9 protein-coding genes are annotated in these 19168 nt (G+C 35.5%); all 9 read left to right on the top strand.

Features of this window, described 5'->3' with window-relative positions; genetic code table 11:
• The first annotated feature begins 20 nt into the window (after positions 1 to 20).
• Positions 21 to 737, top strand: coding sequence for an ABC transporter ATP-binding protein (locus tag ACFVSH_RS09295; protein WP_387602068.1), 717 nt, complete (start codon positions 21 to 23; stop codon positions 735 to 737).
• Complete coding sequence (locus ACFVSH_RS09290) at positions 712 to 2304, top strand: hypothetical protein (protein ID WP_387602071.1); 1593 nt, start codon at positions 712 to 714, stop codon at positions 2302 to 2304. The genes ACFVSH_RS09295 and ACFVSH_RS09290 overlap by 26 nt, the downstream gene beginning before the upstream one ends.
• Positions 2305 to 2383: 79 nt before the next feature.
• Complete coding sequence (locus ACFVSH_RS09285) at positions 2384 to 2671, top strand: transposase (protein ID WP_260287426.1); 288 nt, start codon at positions 2384 to 2386, stop codon at positions 2669 to 2671.
• A 365-nt stretch (positions 2672 to 3036) separates the two neighbouring features.
• Positions 3037 to 3750, top strand: coding sequence for a 4'-phosphopantetheinyl transferase family protein (locus ACFVSH_RS09280; RefSeq protein ID WP_387602074.1), 714 nt, complete (start codon positions 3037 to 3039; stop codon positions 3748 to 3750).
• On the top strand, positions 3741 to 4400 hold the full coding sequence (locus ACFVSH_RS09275) for a hypothetical protein (protein WP_387705732.1): 660 nt from the start codon (positions 3741 to 3743) through the stop codon (positions 4398 to 4400). The genes ACFVSH_RS09280 and ACFVSH_RS09275 overlap by 10 nt, the downstream gene beginning before the upstream one ends.
• A 12-nt stretch (positions 4401 to 4412) precedes the next feature.
• The gene (locus tag ACFVSH_RS09270) at positions 4413 to 11951 is read left to right on the top strand and encodes an amino acid adenylation domain-containing protein (RefSeq protein WP_387705730.1); all 7539 of its coding nucleotides are present in this window, start codon (positions 4413 to 4415) and stop codon (positions 11949 to 11951) included.
• 11 nt (positions 11952 to 11962) lie between these two features.
• Positions 11963 to 12229, top strand: a complete 267-nt coding sequence (locus ACFVSH_RS09265) for a phosphopantetheine-binding protein (RefSeq protein WP_387602082.1) — start codon at positions 11963 to 11965, stop codon at positions 12227 to 12229.
• Positions 12230 to 12255: 26 nt separating this feature from the next.
• Positions 12256 to 16974, top strand: coding sequence for an amino acid adenylation domain-containing protein (locus tag ACFVSH_RS09260; RefSeq protein ID WP_387705728.1), 4719 nt, complete (start codon positions 12256 to 12258; stop codon positions 16972 to 16974).
• 79 nt (positions 16975 to 17053) lie between these two features.
• Positions 17054 to 19168: condensation domain-containing protein (locus ACFVSH_RS09255; RefSeq protein WP_387705726.1), on the top strand; the 2115-nt coding region annotated here is incomplete at its 3' end.

The raw sequence follows: 19168 nt of genomic DNA, 5'->3' as shown, positions 1-19168 counted from the left end.
GTGATGGGAGGATGATAACTTTGTTAAGCATCACAGATTTAGAGAAAAGCTACTCGGCCAAGAAGATTTTGAATGGTGTAAATCTAGAAATCAAAAAAGGGGAAATCTTAGGTTTTATAGGGGCAAATGGTGCAGGGAAAACGACGACGCTGAACATTATTACGGGCATTTTAGATTCTGAAAATGGAAAGGTTGAAATAAATGGCCTGACTAAAGAAGACGGCAAAGAATATAAAAAACAATTTTTCTTCATCGCTGATACTATCAATGTTTTTAACAATGTTTCGGGATTTGATTGGATTCGTTTCTTGATGAACCTATATGGAAATGATGACAAAGAACGTTTGGGGAAATATATCAATCGGTTTGGGATGCAGGAGTCCATTAAAAAGCCAATGGGAAGTTATTCTTATGGAATGATGCATAAGGTATCCCTGATAGCGGCCTTTACCATTAATCCCCCGATGATCATTATGGATGAACCGTTAAATGGATTAGATCCAAACGCCGTTTTAGTTTTCAAGGGGTTAATCAAACAATATGTTGAAACGGGCGGTACAGTGTTTTTCTCGACGCATCTGCTGGATGTGGCAGAGAAAATTTGTAATACAGTGGCTATTTTAAAAGAGGGGAAAATCATCCTGCATGATGAAATACAAAATATAATAGGTGAAAGTTCATTAGAATCTACCTTTATGGAGGCTCAGGTATATGAAGGAAAAACTTCAGTTAACTAGATTTTTCATATCTTCCTTCTATAAAATGCCCAAGCAGACAATGTTGCAGGCTGTACTGATAATAGCCGTTTTTTATATGTTTTTGCAGCTGACTGTCGTAAATGCCTTTGTTTATTTTCTTGGAGATACCGAGGTCTTCCTGTTTTATAATGTAACGATTTCCAGCATTCTCGTCTTTGCATTGGTTTGCTATTTGTCCACATCACAAATATTTGCTTATTATGAATTTAAAGTATTGGCGGCTCTGCCACTCACCTATAAAGAAATATCAAGGGCTAAGGTATTAAGTAGCTTATGGGTCCCCATCATCTTATCAATGGCAATCCAGTTGCCAACAATCGGCTTCTTGATAGTCGATCTAAAGTTTATGGAAGCGTTTAAATTATTCATATTTTTACCGATTGTCAATGGTTTGACGGCTTTGCTCCTGCTTTTTATCCTATCGTGCATTAATAGGTATTATTATAGATTCAAAAATAAAGTAGCATACTTACTTGTGAACATTGTTGTCATCCTCATGCTTGCGATTATTTCCATTGTATATTTTGCTGGAAAATCATCAATTGCCCTTTCAAAGGTCATCTCGGAAATAGATTTGAATTCTATTGAAGGTCTAAAAAACTCGTTGCAATTCATAATGGGACATATGTTTGAAACCGCAAATATGAATCCGGTGATTAAATGGATTCTGGATGCCTTTGTATCAAATGAAATAACAGTTCAATTTATAATTATTTATATTTCGATACTAGTAATTGGTTTCCTATTGTATTCATTTATTATAGAAAACATTTCCGTTAATTATTTTAAAAACGGATTATTGGGAAATAACAAAGTGAATATGAAAAACTCAAAGGTTAATATATCAAAAAATCAATGGAGTAACTATTTACAAAGAGAGATATGGATCATTAAGTCTGAAGCATATTTTAAGATGCAAATCGGTTTAGGACTTTTATTGCCGCCGGTCTTTTCGCTTGTCATGTTATTGCTAATTCAGAATGAAGTGTTCCCGAATTATTTGAATATAACGAAAGAGGGAGTCTTTGATAAATACTTTTCATATTCGATCCTTTTCTTGTGTTGTATAAATAATATAAGCGGAACCCCATATTCAAGAGAAGGAAAATATCATTATTTACTGAAAAGTGCCCCTTTTGATGAAAAATATGTTTATTTTTCTAAAGTGATATTTTCATCAATAATAGGGATTATAGCCGTATTGATCAGCTTTATGATATTTGCACTTTTTGGTTATTGGGAAATGGAAACGGCAGTCATGTTATTAATTACTTCTTGTTTAGTGGTTTGCTATAATCTTCTAACACCATTATATGATATGAAAAATCCAAGTATAGAATGGGAGAACCCATCTGCTGCCATTAAGTCAAACCCCAATGTATTAATTAGCCTGCTTTATGGATTGCCATTATTAATCGTGATTACATCCATTCATTTTGGCTTGGTTTGGTTCAGTGTCCAACCCATGATGGGAGCTCTCATAATATTAATGATCGTAATAGCGATCAATTCCGTTTTGATTAATAGGTTGAAATATAATTTATGAAAGTCGTTATATTAGAAAAGTATATAAAGGAAGTACAGAAAATCGGCACTAAATAAATTTAAAAAAGGAGTGTCTTATTATGGGGAAGCACCATGATAGAGATTTTAAAATTTATGCTGCTCGATTAGTATTGGAAGAAGGCAGAAAACCTAGGGAATTGGCTGAAGAACTTAATATCTCGACACCTACATTAAGAAATTGGGTCAATATCTATAAAGAAGCAAATGAAGAAGGCCAAGCGGACTCCAGTATTGGTTTTTCAGGCCTCAGTCAGAAAGAGGAAAAGGATAAAATAATTAAAGATTTACAGGAAGAGAATGAGATATTAAAAAAGGCAATGCACATTTTTACGAAACAGCCCAAATGATTGAACCGCATTTAAGCCATATTATATTTTTCACAAATTATAGTGAAAAATATAATATGGCTTTTTTAATTAGGATTTTTTTTCATTTAATGTAACATTTTTTAAATTATTTAATACTAAATTCCCTATGAAAATATTACTAAAGAGGAAAAATAATAAAAATTGGTAAAGTTATTATGTAATGTAGATAATTTACAAATTTTTAATGGACTCGGCAAAATTCTTGTGATAAAGTGTTATCGATAATGATAATAGGTAATAATTAACCTAGAAAATGAAATAATTGTTTAAAAAAAGAAATTTTCAAGGAAAAAAATGGAGAAAATTCGCGGATTTTCAGAAAAAGGAGAGGAGGAAAATTATAATTGATTGAATATTTTATGAATAAGAAAAAGATTTATAAATCTTACATCAAGTTTTATGAAGCGGAATCAGTTAATTTGGACTATATTGATGATATTTTCAACGAAAAGGAATGGAATTATCTTAATTTGCAAAATGGTAAAAGAACCATCGAAGCAAAGAAAAGTTTGTACTTTGGAAAAAAAGCAATTATGGAGTTTTTAGATATAGGTTTGGATGAAATAAAGAATGTATCACTGTTGAAAGGAGTCTTTGGACAGCCGATTATTGTTAATAACCTGTTCTTATTAATGAACATGAACATGGGTATATCCATCACTCATACGGATAAAACATTCGGAATACTGATTTTCGATCAAATGCATCCAATGGGAATCGATATTGAAACAAAAACGAAAACTGATTCTGAATTTTTAGAGACCTATTTAACTAAATCCGAGAAAAAGATGATTAAGGATAGTGAAGGTCTTTTAAGTAATGAAATTTTCTTTAGTGCAAAAGAAAGTCTATCAAAAATACTAAAAACGGGATTGACCTCTCCACTTGAAATCTATGAGATTTCCAAGGCTGAAATGGATCATGGTAACATCTCGCTTTTCTATAAAAATTTTCCACAGTACAAATCAGCGGTCGTACTCGTGAATGATGAAATAAGAAGCGTTACCATTCCAATAAACTCTACGAAAATAATCAAGGGGGAATACCAATGGAATTAAAAATGGAAGCAAATGCTGAATTTAAAAACAATAATAAATTAGTACAATATTTTTTTAAAAAAGAGGATAGAGTTCATAAGTTAATAATTTCGTTATTACTACTCAGTTTAATCGCAGGTATCGAAACGACGCTTTTGTTATATTCTGCGGATCAAAAAGGGATGAATGTATTAAATGGCATGTCCATTTCAGAGATTGGGGCCATGAGTTTTGCCATTAATACAATTGTAATGGGGGCACTAGGATTATTTGTCACTTTCATCATTCAAATATTAATTGTGTGCCTATTATTTTTAGTTTTAAAAGAAAGACCCGTAAATATTAAAGGGATTTGCCAAGCTGTCATAAATGCTGGGATATGCATCGTCATTGGATCTGGTGTTAATGCAATAATCGCATTATTGGTCAAGAGCAAGGAAACGACATTTACTAGCTTATCCTTACTCGTGCATGATAAAAATTCCATCCTTCACACCTTCATGGCCGAGTTTGAATTGTTTTACATTATCAGTTTAATCCTATTCAGTTTTAGTTTGGAAAAGCTGGAGCTCGCCAAGAGAAGGAATGCAATAATCATAACGATTGTAATAGCTTTAATTTCTTTAGTTTTTCATATGTTGACAGTTGCATCAGGCACATATTTAAAATAATGGGGGAAAATGATGAAGATGAATTCTTTAGCGAATCTATTTGAAGAAAGTGTTAGGGAATATGGAGACAATATTGCAGTAAGAAATAAGGATAAGCAATTTACTTATAAAGAAACGAATATTTTGGCAAATAAAATGGCGATGTACATAAAGGACAAAGGGATAAATAAAGGTGATAATGTCGGCATCTATATTGAAAAGTCGGAGCATGTTTTATTTTTAATCATAGCACTCCTTAAATTGGGGGCTACCTATGTACCTATCGATCCTAAAAGTCCTGATGAAAGAGTAAAGCATATAATAAAGAACTCAGAATTGAAGTTATTGATTGGGGATAAAGTCCGGATTAGCGGCATTGATTGCAATTATGTAACCCTCGGTGAAGTGATAGAGAATTCAAATGATTTAACCGGTGAGAATTTCCATATCTTAATTGATCCAAAGGATCCTGCCTATATCATTTTCACATCGGGCTCTACCGGTAAGCCTAAAGGAGTTTGCGTTTCACATGAAAATGTCATGAACTTGTTTTTAGGCTGCGATGGTTTGTTCGAGTTTAATAATAAAGATATATGGACATTTTTCCATTCCTACGCATTTGACTTCTCCGTCTGGGAGATGTGGGGGGCTTGGATATATGGCGGAGAAGTTGTAGTGGTTTCATTTGAGGAAAGCAGAAATCCAATATCCTTTGTTGATTTATTGATAAGTACACAAACAACCGTTTTCAATTGTACACCAAGCGCTTTCTTCGAGGTGTTTGGTGAGCTCATAAAACGACAAAATGAATTAAGTTTAAAATACATCATTTTTGGAGGGGAAGCATTAAACTTCAAGAAATTGACACAGTGGTTTTCTCCCGAAAATGACAGGCTGCCAAAGTTAATAAATATGTACGGAATAACTGAAACCACCGTGCATGTTACATACAAACAAATCACTAAGAGTGATGTGGAAAAAGGAATTACGAATATCGGAAAAGTCTTGCCTCATCTTGGGTTCAAGGTGATGAATCAAAATGGAGAAGAAGTAACTGGAGATGAAGAGGGCGAGTTATACGTTTCAGGAAAGGGTGTTTCGCTAGGCTACTATAAAAATACCATGATGAATATGATGAAATTTACGGATATTGATAATGTTCGCTACTATAAGTCAGGGGATGTAGTGAAAGTTTTGGTTGATGGTGATCTGCAATATATCGCCAGGAATGATGAGCAAGTGCAGTTAAGAGGTTTCAGGATAGAATTAGGGGAAATAGAGAGCTCGTATAATGACTTGAAAAACATCAAGAATGCAGTCGTTACGATGGATAAAGCGTTTAATGATGATATGCACTTATTTTTATACTATGTTGCTGATGAAGAATTAGCTGCTGATTATTTGAGGGAAAGTGTAAAAAGCTCATTGCCAGCGTATATGATACCAAGCTTTTTTATCAAGGTGGACAACATCCCCCTAACGGTAAATGGCAAACTGGATAAATCCTTATTACCCAAATTCGTCATAAAAGACTGTGAAGCTCCATCGAATATCAAGAGTCCAGTGGATGAAACAATTAGTGAAAAAGTAAGAGAATTGGTTGGTAGCATCATAGGCAATGGGGTTATAAAAAATAATCAGTCCCTACTTGAATGCGGAATGAACTCATTATCGATAATGAGATTAATTGTCAATATTAAAAATCAATTTCAAATTGAAATGGCTCCTTCAGTTTTATTGGAGAACGATACGATTATGAAATTATCCCGAGTCATAGAAACTCGTCAAAAAGAAGAGGTAAAGCAAGATTATACACCGATCTATATTAATGCCAGAAATACATACCCTTTAACATATGAACAAGAAAATTTGTGGTTCATTCACCAAACCAATGAAGACAAGTCGTTATATAACATCGTTTTTTCGTATGAAATATCAGGTGAAATGAATGAAGGAAATCTGGAACTATCTTTAGATAAGCTAAGCAATAAACATCAAATTTTAAAAAGTGTCATTAGAGAAGAAGCTGGAATGGGCACCTTGGCTTTCGATGAGTCGATTCATCATGACATTACCTATTTCGATGTTTCGGATATTCCTCTAGACATGCAGGAAGAAAAAATAAATCACTTGGTGAAGGAAGAAACGGAACGGCAATTTGATTTAGGAAATGGTCCCCTCTTGTCGATTGCGCTAGTGAAGACAAATGAATGTGAATATCAATTATTATGTAACATCCACCATATTATTTTTGATGGTTGGTCGATTCCATTAATGATCAATGATTGGTTTTCCATTTATGAGGAAATCAAGAATGGTGAACGAAATGATAGAAATAACCAATCAATCCAATATGGAGATTATGCTTTATGGCAAAAAAACTCGCCAAATTATGTAAGTGGTAAGGATAATGAGTTCTGGAGTAATGAAATAACTGCATTACGGCAAAAGTCTTTATTACAATATGATCATAAAAAAAACGGAGAAGGTAAAAGCACTTCCGATATTATCAGCTTTTTGTTACCTAAAGAAATTCAAAACAACCTGGAAAGTCTTCATAAAAAAACGAAATCGACTTTGTTCATGAGTTTACTTACCGCCTATCAAACCTTTTTATCAGTGTACTTTGATGAAGAGGAAGTTGTCGTCGGAAGTCCTTTGGCAAAGAGAAACCATGTGGACACTGAACAATTGATAGGATATTTCGTCAACACATTGCCCTTTAAATTAAATGTATCCCAGGAAGATTCATTTGAAGAAATTTTGCGGAAAAATATAAAAAATATTGCAGGTGTTTTTGACCATCAAAATTTACCTACTAAGGAAATTTTGAAATATTTATCAGCAGAAAGAACCATGGAAACTACGCCATTATTCGATACAGTATTTGTCCTGCAAAATAACCAAAAAGAAAAGCTGTCATATAAAAATTTCACGTTAAAGCCGAAAAAAATCAATACCTTTAAAGCTAAATTTGATTTAGTTGTTCAGGCAGAAGAAATGGATGGGGATGAATTATTCATTTCGTTTGAATTCAACAAATCATTATTTAATAAAGCGACGATTCAAAGAATGGCTAGTAATTTTCAGTATTGGCTGCAAGAGATTACAACCGAGGGAAGCGAGAAGATAAAGGACATCACCTATTTAGAGCCTGCCCAGTTACGATCGATAATCGAAATGGGTACAGGCAATGTAAATCAAGAAGTGGAAGATCATCGTTTTGAAGATGTAATTGCTAGGTTTGAGAATAAAGTAAGCACAAATTTCAATGATGTTGCCATTGTTCATGGTGATGACCAGGTGACATATAGCGAGTTAAATGCCAGGGCAAATCAGGTGGCACACCGATTATTCCGGAACCATGTAAATGTAGAAGATAGAATCGGGATTTTTATGGATCGATCGATCAATATGGTTACGGCCATTTTAGCCATTATGAAAGTTGGGGCGGCATATGTGCCTTTGGACCCGTCACAACCAGAGTCACGGCTGAAACATATGATTGAGGATTCTCAAATCACATATTGTTTAAGTAATGAAGAAGGACTTTCAAAATATCCCGGTGATGAAGGGAAACTAATATGTATCGAAGACATACTGAAAGAACGGGAAATTGAATGCGAGGAATTCGTTTCAAGAAAGATATCGGAAAGTGATCTGGCCTATATCATCTATACTTCAGGAACAACAGGTAAACCTAAAGGGGTCATGATTGAACATGGAGGGTTGGCAAACCTCTGTAATTGGCATATCAATTATTATTCTGTCGATGGAAAAGATGCAGCAGTACTAGTATCGAATACATCTTTTGATGCGTCCGTTTGGGAGATATTCCCCTACCTGACAAATGGGAATAAACTCCTGATATTGGATTACTATGATTTATTGGATGTAGAAATCCTTTCGGAGAAGTTAGAAAAGGAGAAAGTCACACTCGCGTTTTTTTCAACGGGACTACTCGAGCAATTATTTATCAACGATATGAAATTTCCAGAATCAATCAGAGCCATTTTGACAGGGGGAGATCGTTTAAAAACGATACCCAATCATTTGAACTTTGATTTATATAATAATTACGGGCCGACTGAGGGCACCGTCGTTTCGACAGCATATAAGGTACTTCCAAGTGATGATACAGTGATTCCGATCGGAAAGCCGATCTTAAATGCAGAAGCATATGTGTTCAACACCAAGATGAAGCCAACTCCTAAGGGTCAAATAGGGGAGCTGTATATCGGCGGGAGAGGCATTGCAAGAGGATATATAAATAATCCGGAGAAAAACATTGAAAGCTTCATCCCAAATCCGTTCAATCCTTCAAGGAAGCTATATAAAACAGGAGATTTAGTTAAGTATACCGAGGATGGAAATTTACTATTTGCAGGCAGAGCGGATGACCAAGTGAAAATCAGGGGATATCGTATCGAACTTGGCGAGATCAGTGCCGTTCTAAATAAATGTACAGGTATAAAGGATTGCTTTATAGCGATAAAAGATGAATCTAAGGCAAAGAAATTCATCATTGCTTATTATATCTCCGACAATGACCTGGAAGAAAATTATATCCGGGATTATATGAAGAATCATCTTCCCCAATATATGATTCCTTCTTATTTCATTAAAATGGAGTCATTTCCGCTAACCGTTAACGGCAAAGTCGACATGAAGAGCCTGCTGGATACTAAAACGAACACGGAAGGAACCGACAATAAAAGTGCCATTAATGAAACGGAGCAAAAATTGTTAAAGATATGGAAAGAGGTGCTGAATAATCAGGAAATAACCATCTTTGATAACTTTTTCGAATGTGGAGGAGACTCCATCCTAAGCATTCAAATTTGTTCACTTGCCAAGAAAGAAAATCTTTTCATTACTTCAAAAAACATCTTTGAAAAACAAAGCATTGAAGAGCTGGCAAAGGTTGTGGAATTGACGGGAGATTTAACGATAAATCAGGCCGATGTTTTTGGAAAGGCGCCATTTACACCTATTCAAAGTTGGTTTTTCACTCAACAAATAAATGATTATAATCATTGGAATCAATCTGTAACATTAAAGGGCTACCCGAAAATGAATGAGAAACGGATGCAAAAGATCATGGCTCATATCGTTAGACATCATGATGTGCTGAGATCAAGGTTCAAAAAAGATGAAGCATTTTCGAAAGTGGAAAAGCATATCGACCCGACTGAAAATTGGACTATGAATTACGTAAATCTATCGAATATGAATAAAGATGGACAGGAACGGGAAATAGCTAGACTCGGGAACGATGCACAGCAGGGCATGAACATTTCAAACGGACCACTGATGAAAATTGAATGCATCAATACTGGCCAAAATGAGCATGTAATCATTTGGATCATTCATCATTTACTTGTTGATGGGGTTTCCTGGAGAATCTTGATCGAAGATTTTGACCGGCTATATATTCAGGATATCAACGATCAAGAACTAAAACTGGATAATAAAACGACATCATATAAGGAATGGTCGAATAATCTAAACCAATACAAAAATAGCATTCCATTAGGCATTAAAGAGTACTGGCAGAATGAACATGATGCAGTAAACGAAAGTGCCCTAGTCAAAGCAGGGAATGTTTACGATGGAAAATCATTTGAATTGAAGCTGAATAAAGAGATTACAAACAAAATCTATAATGAAATGACAAAAGCGTATAAAGCATCCATTGATGAAATATATTTATCCATTTTCGCATCGCTAATCGGGAAGTATTTTAATAAAAAGGATATTCATTTCACTTTGGAAGGACATGGTCGCGAAGAATTATTTGCAGGTGTCGATTTGTCCAGGACAGTAGGATGGTTTACGACCATGTGCCCGGTTTATATAGAAAATAAAGAAACCATTTCGAACACGATTCAAGGTACAAAGAAAAAGTTAAGGACACTGCCTAATAAAGGGATCGAGTATGGGATCCTGACCGAATTATGTGGCGAGACACAAATGAAACAAAATAAGCCGATTATCAGTTTTAATAATTTAGGCAGATTTCATCAAAGTAATGAATTGGCTGCAAAAGAGGTCATCTTTTTTAGTGAACAAGATATTCAACATAATGCCTATACCGAGCATGAAGTCGATATTGAATTGCTTGTAGTGAACGAAGAGCAAACTATAAAAATAAATTATAACAGACATTTCGTAAGAGAAGATTTTGAGAGATATATTCAACGCAATTTGCCGGAATTGCTACGGACATTGGAAGAAGAAACAAAATTGGTAAAACAGATGTACCGTCCGGAGGACTTTCCATTGTTGGATATGCCTGAAGAAGAACTTAACCAACTACTGCGCAAAGAAACAGGAATTGTTGATATTTATGAATTGACTGCTTTGCAAAAAGGGATGTTGTACCATAGCTTGTTTGATAGTGAGAGCAGCCAGTATAAAGTGCAACTCATATTTGCTATTAAAGGTTTCCTGGACGTCGAAAAATTAAAGAATGCCATTGCGACAACGGCAGGGAAACATGACATTTTAAAAACGAAATTATATTCGAGTAAAAAAGGGTTATTCTACCAACTGCTAATGAATTCAATGGATACCGAGATTGAATATGAAGAATTGATGGAACAACAAGAGAAGCTGGAAAAGTTGTTAGCGGATCAATATAAGATGATAGATGTCGAGAACAATAGGTTGAATCGTTTCATGATCGTTAAGCTTACGGACAATGAATACCAATTAATATGGACATTCCATCATATTATTATGGATGGCTGGAGTTATTCGATGGTTATTAATGACATCTTTAATTCTTATCATTCAATAACACCATCATCATCCGGTAGTGCTTCATTTAAAGAGTATGTTGAATATATGAAAGATTATACGAGTAATGAGGAGCTGCGGAAATATTGGGCAGGAAAATTGGAGGGTGTCCGAAATTCCGGATCCGGTATAACGGGAGTATTGGAAGGCGAGGGATACATTGAAGATGGTTACTTGAAAGTACTGGATGAGGAATTGATTAATACCATTCAACGATTCTGTCAGGAATACAAGATTACCATGAATACTTTCTTTCTAACAATATGGCTAGCCACTTTAAAAGAAGTAAAAGGTACGGAAAATGTATGCTGCGGCGTAGTTACATCCGGCAGGAATATCCCAGTCCGGAATATTGAGGCCATGGTGGGTCCATTTATCAATACTGTGCCATTTATAAAGTATATCAGCCAAGAAAAGACTTACATTGAGCTGCTCGATGAAGTTCAAAAAGAGTTTTTGGAACTAAGTGCCTATGAGAATACACCATTATCAGAGATTTATGAGTGGGCTAATTTGGAGAGTCATTTGTTTGAATCATTATATGCTTTTGAAAACTATCCCATGGTACTAGCTAATAATGATGAAATCAATGTGAGTTTGAAAGAAGGACGGGAAACGACCCATTATCCAATCGTCATTATCGTCACCCCTGGTTCAAGTGTTCAAATTAAGTTTAATGAGGCAGCGGTCACTCCAAAGTTAAGGTCATCAGTCCTTTCTATATTTAATCGAATCTTAAGCGAAATGTTAGAAAAAATGAAAGTTAAGTGAGGGGAATATATATGGGAACAACTATTGCTGTGAAGGAACGGTTAATTGAGGAAAAACTTATAGGATTTTGGAAAGAGGTTTTAGAACAAGAAAAGATAGGTACAGATTCCAACTTCTTTGACTTAGGCGGGAATTCCCTTTTAGCCATGCAATTCATTCAAATGGTGAAGAATAACATGGGAGTGAAATTGCCAATCAAAGTGATGTTCGAACAATCAACCATCCAGGAACTATCCGTACTCATTAAACAATTGGATGATATTAACAAGTTAGGTTGAATGGAAAAGAATTGAGGTGTTTTTCTATGAACAGGATAATCAGTGAAACGGAAGATAGGCTATTAAACTTGATTTCAATTGTTATCAAAACTTTTGAAATCTCACTAATGGAGGATATGAATGAATCACTAAGCACAAATGAAAAAAAAGATGAGTTCTTGTCTTCGATAAAACGGGAGTTTGGTATTCAATTAACACCGGAAATCATTTCAAGTCAATGGAATATAGAAAAACTGGCAAGTTTTCTGGACATGCTTATCAGCATGAGGGAAGTCGAGGTAAATAAGCCTTATAAACGTGGGAAAAGTGAAGGGATGCTATCTCATAATCAAGATCGAATGTATCTGTTTGACAGCCTGAATGAAAGGAAAATGCTCTACAATATGCCATTTAGATTCACTTTAAATGGCATAGTGGATATCGATGACCTGCAACAGGCATTGGATTTCATGATTGAACGCCATGAAACATTGCGAACCAATTTCAAGGGTGAAGAACATCAAATCCTTCAATTCTTATCAAAAAAAAGCAGAAACACAATTGCCTATGAGGACTGTCGGGAAGTAGATCCCGAAGTCAGTAATATAATGGTCACCTCCCATCTTACTGAAGAAATGGAAAGATGTTTCGACCTGGAAAATGATCATTTATTTAATATGAAACTATTTCGAATTGACGAAGAAAAGCATTATTTAGTATGCAATTTCCACCATATCATTTTTGATGGAGTATCGTTTGTCACCTTTTTCGAAGAGTTAATGGAGATTTATGAAAGAATTCAAACGGGCAAGGTTGGGGATATTCCTCCTCTGGACATGCAATATTTAGATTATGCTGTCTGGCATAAGGAGTGGGTCAAGGAAAGTACGCCAAGCCAAAGGAGGTTTTGGGAAAGTTATTTAGATCAAGAGGAAGAAGCATTGGAACTTCCATTTGACTTTCAACGTCCAAAATCACCTTCATACTCAGGTGGAAGGCTGGAAATGGCGATAACGGACGAACTCCGTGTATTGATAGACAGGGTTTTAAAGGAGAATGGCACGACTTTATATGCTTTTATGATGACCGCCTATCAAGTGTTTTTAAGTCAATATACCGGAAAGAATCAAATCATTGTCGGGAGTACCGTGGCAAACCGCGGCCAGGTAGAATTTGCCCGGACAGTTGGATGCTTTGTCAATACGCTGCCATTGAAGCTGACCGTGGATGCAACAGAATCATTTCATGAAATATTGAACCGAAATCGTAAAGTGATTTTGGATGTATTGGAACATCAGGCCTTTCCATTTGAAAAAATCGTTGAAATCATTAATCCAGACAGGGATCTAAGCCATTCCCCATTGTTCCAAACAGCATTGGCAATGGAAGACAGCTTTGATGGGAACTTTGGCAATTCATTCTTCACTCTTGAACAAGACAAATTCGAAATTCCTTATTCAAATTATGACCTGACCATAAAAGTAAAAGGTTCCCATAACCTGATCCTAGAGTTTGAGTATTCCGATGAACTTTTTAGACGGGAAACAATTGAAAGACTCATGTTGAGTTTTGAAAAATGGTTATTCCAAATTTGCAGAAATGCAGACAAACCTATACGTCATTTGGAGCATTTAGATGACAATCAAATGAATCAATTGTTATTTGAGTGGCAAGGTGAGGTTTCGGATGCACATCAAAATGAGACGATCACCTCCATATTCGAAAGAATCGTTAAGAAGCATTCAAACAAATTAGCCGTTGCTGATAATGGTAAGTCCATTACCTATTGGGAATTAGATCAACGATCAAATGTGATTGCCAAATTGCTTAGAAATAATATCGAAAATGGTTCCAATAAGGTAGGCCTGCATATAAACAGATCGATTGATATGGTGATAGGCATGTTGGGAATCATTAAAGCCGGATGTGCATATGTTCCGCTTGATCCCATGCTGCCAGCTGAAAGATTGGAATATATCATCAATGATTCGAAAATGGATATATGCATAACGAATCAAATTGAGGTTCCTGCCTTAAAAAAAATAGCTAAGGTGATCAATCTAGAATCCGTCCATTACGTGGATACCGAGTGCTGTAACGAATCGATTGCGCCATCCGATCTGGCTTACATAATCTATACTTCGGGAACGACAGGAAAACCTAAAGGTGTCATGTTATCCCATAGAGGAGTAGTGAATTTAATAATAAGTCAAAACAAGTACTTACAACTTGATGAGACCTCCAGGGTATTACAATTTGCCACTTTTAATTTTGACGCTTCCATCTATGAGATTTTTGGAAGCTTATTAAATGGTGCAGAGTTGCATATCGGGAATAATAAGGAGGAGATGTTTGATTTATTCGCTTTGGAAAATCAAATCAAAAGTGAAAAGTTAACTCACCTAGTATTGCCGCCTGCCGTTTTGCAAGAACTCAATATTGAGGGATCTGATGTGAAGTTCGTTGGTTCGGCCGGATCTGAATGTCCAATAGCTTTGCTGGATCGCTATCGAAATATAAACTTTTATAATGCCTACGGTCCAACGGAATATTCAGTATGGACCACGATTGAAATGTTTAAAGCGTTCGAAAACAATGAGACTGCTAATAATAAAGTATCGATAGGCAAACCTATCCTGAATACTGATGTCTATTTACTAAGTCCGGAGCAAAGGCTTGTCCCGATAGGTGCCGCAGGGGAAATATATATTGGCGGTGAAGGGTTAGCTGTTGGCTATGTGAATAATGATGATTTAACGAAAGAAAAGTTCATTGATCATCCTTTTAAATCTGGAAAGCGTTTATATCGCAGCGGCGACCTTGCAAAATTCACGAGCGATGGTGAGTTGATTTTTCTGGGGCGTAAAGATAATCAAGTGAAAATAAGAGGTTTCCGGGTGGAAGTTGATGAGATTTCGGTCAATCTCAATGCGTATCCTCAAGTAAGTGACTCATTCATTAAGGTTCAGGATCAGCCAAACTTAAATAAACAAATAATCGCTTATTTCACATCCAAACAACAAGTTGATTATGACCACCTAAAAGCATTTTTAAAAGAGAGAATACCAAGTTACATGATTCCTTCTTTCTTTATGCAAGTGGACAAATTTCCGTTAAATGCAAATGGGAAAATTGATTCAGCGCTTCTACCAGTACCCGTAACTAGAAGCAATACATTGGAAGAACCTGGGACGATCAATGAGAAAGTGCTTCTTCAGATTTTTAAGACAGTACTAGGGCTGGATGACATAAGTATCCGGGATAACTTTTTTGAACTTGGCGGCGATTCCATTCAGAGCATTCAAATATGTTCTCTAGCAAGGCAGGAAAATATAATCATCAGTCCAAAAACCATTTTTGAAAATCAAACGGTAGCAGAGCTGGCAGCGATCGCGAAAACCGAAAATAAGGTCATGATTCAACCAATAGCCACTAGGGGGAATGTGGAACTGACCCCCATCCAAGAATGGTTCTTTGCAGAACATACGACTTCCATCAATCATTGGAACCAGTCCATTGTTTTTAGTAAAGATTCCTGTGCTCAAATGGATGACATTGAAAAAATTCTATCTCAAATCGTGGACCATCATGATGGATTGTTAACCCTATTTAAAAAACATGAAAATAAATATATCGGGAATATAGACTCAGAACATAAAACATGGGAGTTAGTCTATAAGGATATACATCATTTAGATGAGGAAACGCGAATAAGAATGAGAGATGAATGGGAAAGTAAGGCTCAGCGTTCATTGGACATAAGTAATGGACCGATCATGAAAATGCTTGTTTTAAAAGAACAATCAAACAAGTATCGCTTCTTTTGGGTAATCCATCATTTATTGATTGATGCTGTTTCCTGGAGAATTTTACTTGAAGATTTCAATGCTCTCCATAATCAAGCATTGAACAACCAAACAGGGAAGCTTGCTTATAAAACTTCATCATTCAAAGACTGGTCAAACTTCTTGAAAAAATATAATGAATCGTTGATGGACCCTGATACACTCCGTTATTGGGAACAAAAAACAAAAAGTGAATTAACGGATTTTAAGATAGCGGAAGACTTTATAGCTAAAGAAGAAAGAACAATGGAGAAATCTTTCAGTGAAGAAGAAACTGAATTATTGATCCAGGAATTATCAAGGCAATCAAAAGCGACTGTGGAAGAAGTATTGTTGTCATTAATTGCAAAGAGTTTGAAAAAATCTTTTGAGGTGAAGAACTTCTGGATGGAAGTAGAAGGGCATGGCAGGGAAATGGCGGATGAAACAATGGATGTTACTCGGACTGTTGGCTGGTTTACTGCGATGTATCCGATATTGCTGCATTCAGGAGAGACGTTTGATGACACTTTAAAAAACACGAAGAATGCTATAAGGGAAATTCCAAATAAAGGTTTTGATTATGGCGTTATCAAATATTTACGACCTGGGGTCATTAAGGAGCCGGATATCCACGTTACTTTTAATTATTTAGGAAAATTGGACTCCCAATTTGACTCATCCAATAGCAGGGACTTTGGTGAGTTTGAAAAAAAACCAAAAATCCATTTCCTGGCATTGATCCAGGACGGAAAACTATTCATAAAAATAATCTCAAAATTAGCTGAAGAAAAGATGAACTTAATAATAGAAGCTATTGGTAATGTCGTCATGGAAATCATGGGAACTGAATTTGACCAAGCTTCTTTAATAGAAAGTGATTTTCCAGATGCGATGCTTACTGAGGAAGATTTGTTTCATATATTGAATTCCAATAAATAAGGGGATTAAAGAGTTTAATAGAATGATTGCAGTCGACAGATATGGATGACACAAGTAAATGGAATCGGGAGGCGCAAAATTGGAGAAATCTATTCAGAATATCTACTCATTAACTCCGCTTCAAGAAGGAATCCTTTATGAACTGGAAATGAACAATACAGCAGAGAACCTTTACATTTCTCAAATGCGAATCAGGATAACGGGCGCTCTTGAAGTACATGCATTATTCCAGGCATGGAGCCAGGTTGTAGAACGTCATGAAGCATTAAGAATGAAGGTCATCTCTAAAAATATCGAAAACAATGTTCAGGTTGTATTCAATGCAATGGATTATCAACCAGTAATAATCGATATGACAGAGTTGAGTAAACATGATCAATCAAATGAAATTCAAAGAGTGATATCCAAATCCCAGGAGATGGATGTGAATAACTCCAATTTGATGAAACTCCAGTTAGTGAAAATTGAAGAAAATCAGTATATCTTGATTTGGACTCATCACCATATAATTTTGGATGGTTGGAGTACCAGCATAGTCATCGATGAACTCTTCGTTATTTACAGCCGGATTGTAGGAAAAGAATCCAAACGGCTTATTGAAAAACCAAAGCAATATGGAGATTTTATCCGGTACATGAATAAAATCGATGCGGAAGATCTAAACTGTTTTTGGAAAGAACTGGCAAAGGATATTGAGCAGCCGACAATCACATTCCCAGCTCTGAAGCATGTGAAGGAAAACCAGCAGGAAAATGATCTATTTTGGGAGCTGGATAAAAAACAGAGTGAGCTTTTAAGGGAATTCGCCGCCAAAAACCATGTAACGATGAATGTATTATTACAGTTAATTTGGTCGATCGTCCTAAAGGAAATGTCCAATCAAAATCGAATAGTCTTTGGAATTGTAAGCTCTGGCAGGTCGAATAACTTATTCAAATCCGAAGAAATTGTTGGGCTGCTCATTAATACGATCCCGATGATAGCTGAAATGAACGATACAGATAGCATTACTGATTTACTGAAACGCTTCCAGGAAACATTAAACAATATGCTGGATTACTCTCAAATTTCTTTAGTGGATATCAAAAGGCATACGAAATTAAAAAAGGAAGATCCCATTTTCGAAACTTTATTTGTTTATGAAAATTATCCGGAAGCGAAAAACGATGGATTTGAAATTAACTGGGAAATTGAAGGCGGGAAAGAGACGCATAGTTTTCCATTATCATTACAAGCCCAAGATAATAAAGATACGATTAAATGCAAATTATATTTTAATCGCTGCTTCCTAGAACGTTCACTAGTAAATGATATCCAATCAGCCTTCATGCAGATTGCCCATCAAATTACAAAAGTACAGCAAATTGACGAAATATATGTCGATGTTGATTTTTCAAAACTAAAAAGTAAGGTGAGTAAGAACCATCAAGCAACAAGTAACAATAAGATTGAATCCACATCCGTTAATCAAGAACTTAAAGAAATATGGCAAGAGTTTTTCTTGGACAGTGAGATTAATGAGGATTCTGATTTCTTTCAATTGGGCGGGCATTCGATAACAGCCATGAAATTGGTGTCCAAAATAAATAAAAGACTTGATGCGAATATGAAATTAGCCGATTTGTTTGAAAATCCTACATTGAAAATGCTAAGTCATAAGATTTTTCCGGAAGTGAATACGCCTCCGAAAGATGAAACGGAAGTAGTTTCATCTTTCGTGGAAAAGACATTTTTGGAAGTCTTATCAACAAGTCAAATCGATAAAAATGCAGATTTTTTTGAAGTGGGCGGACACTCGATTTTAGCCATGAAGTTATTGACGAAATTAAACAAAGAATACAATCAAATTCTAACCTTGAAAAATATTTTTCAAAATTCAACAATCGATTCGTTGACGGCCTTCATCATTAATGAAATGTCAGATCATGACATAGATCACAGTGAAGCACAACAAAAAGATCATGTTTTATCCAGTAATCAAGAGGCTTTGTGGTTCAACGAAAAACTTAATGGTAAGACAACCAATTATAATATCCCTCAGAAATATAAAATTACTGGTGCAGTGGATATTTCAATTCTGGAAAAATCAGTCAACCATGTCGTTAATAGACATGAGATTTTAAGGACCACCGTCCGTGAAAATGCCGGGAAAGGCTATCAGGAAATCAAGGAAGATTTGTACATTAAAATAGAT

This window comes from Peribacillus sp. NPDC058002 (assembly GCF_042886655.1).
GTDB lineage: Bacteria > Bacillota > Bacilli > Bacillales > DSM-1321 > Peribacillus > Peribacillus aracenensis.
The sequence above is the reverse complement of the archived record's forward strand: the minus strand, read 5'-3'. Positions and strand labels throughout refer to the sequence as shown.

Bases quoted from the DNA above. Each gene is read 5' to 3' on its own strand.
- ACFVSH_RS09290 (WP_387602071.1), top strand. From the start codon at position 712: ATGAAGGAAAAACTTCAGTTAACTAGATTTTTCATATCTTCCTTCTAT.
- ACFVSH_RS09285 (WP_260287426.1), top strand. From the start codon at position 2,384: ATGGGGAAGCACCATGATAGAGATTTTAAAATTTATGCTGCTCGATTA.
- ACFVSH_RS09275 (WP_387705732.1), top strand. From the start codon at position 3,741: ATGGAATTAAAAATGGAAGCAAATGCTGAATTTAAAAACAATAATAAA.
- ACFVSH_RS09270 (WP_387705730.1), top strand. From the start codon at position 4,413: ATGAAGATGAATTCTTTAGCGAATCTATTTGAAGAAAGTGTTAGGGAA.
- ACFVSH_RS09265 (WP_387602082.1), top strand. From the start codon at position 11,963: ATGGGAACAACTATTGCTGTGAAGGAACGGTTAATTGAGGAAAAACTT.
- ACFVSH_RS09260 (WP_387705728.1), top strand. From the start codon at position 12,256: ATGAACAGGATAATCAGTGAAACGGAAGATAGGCTATTAAACTTGATT.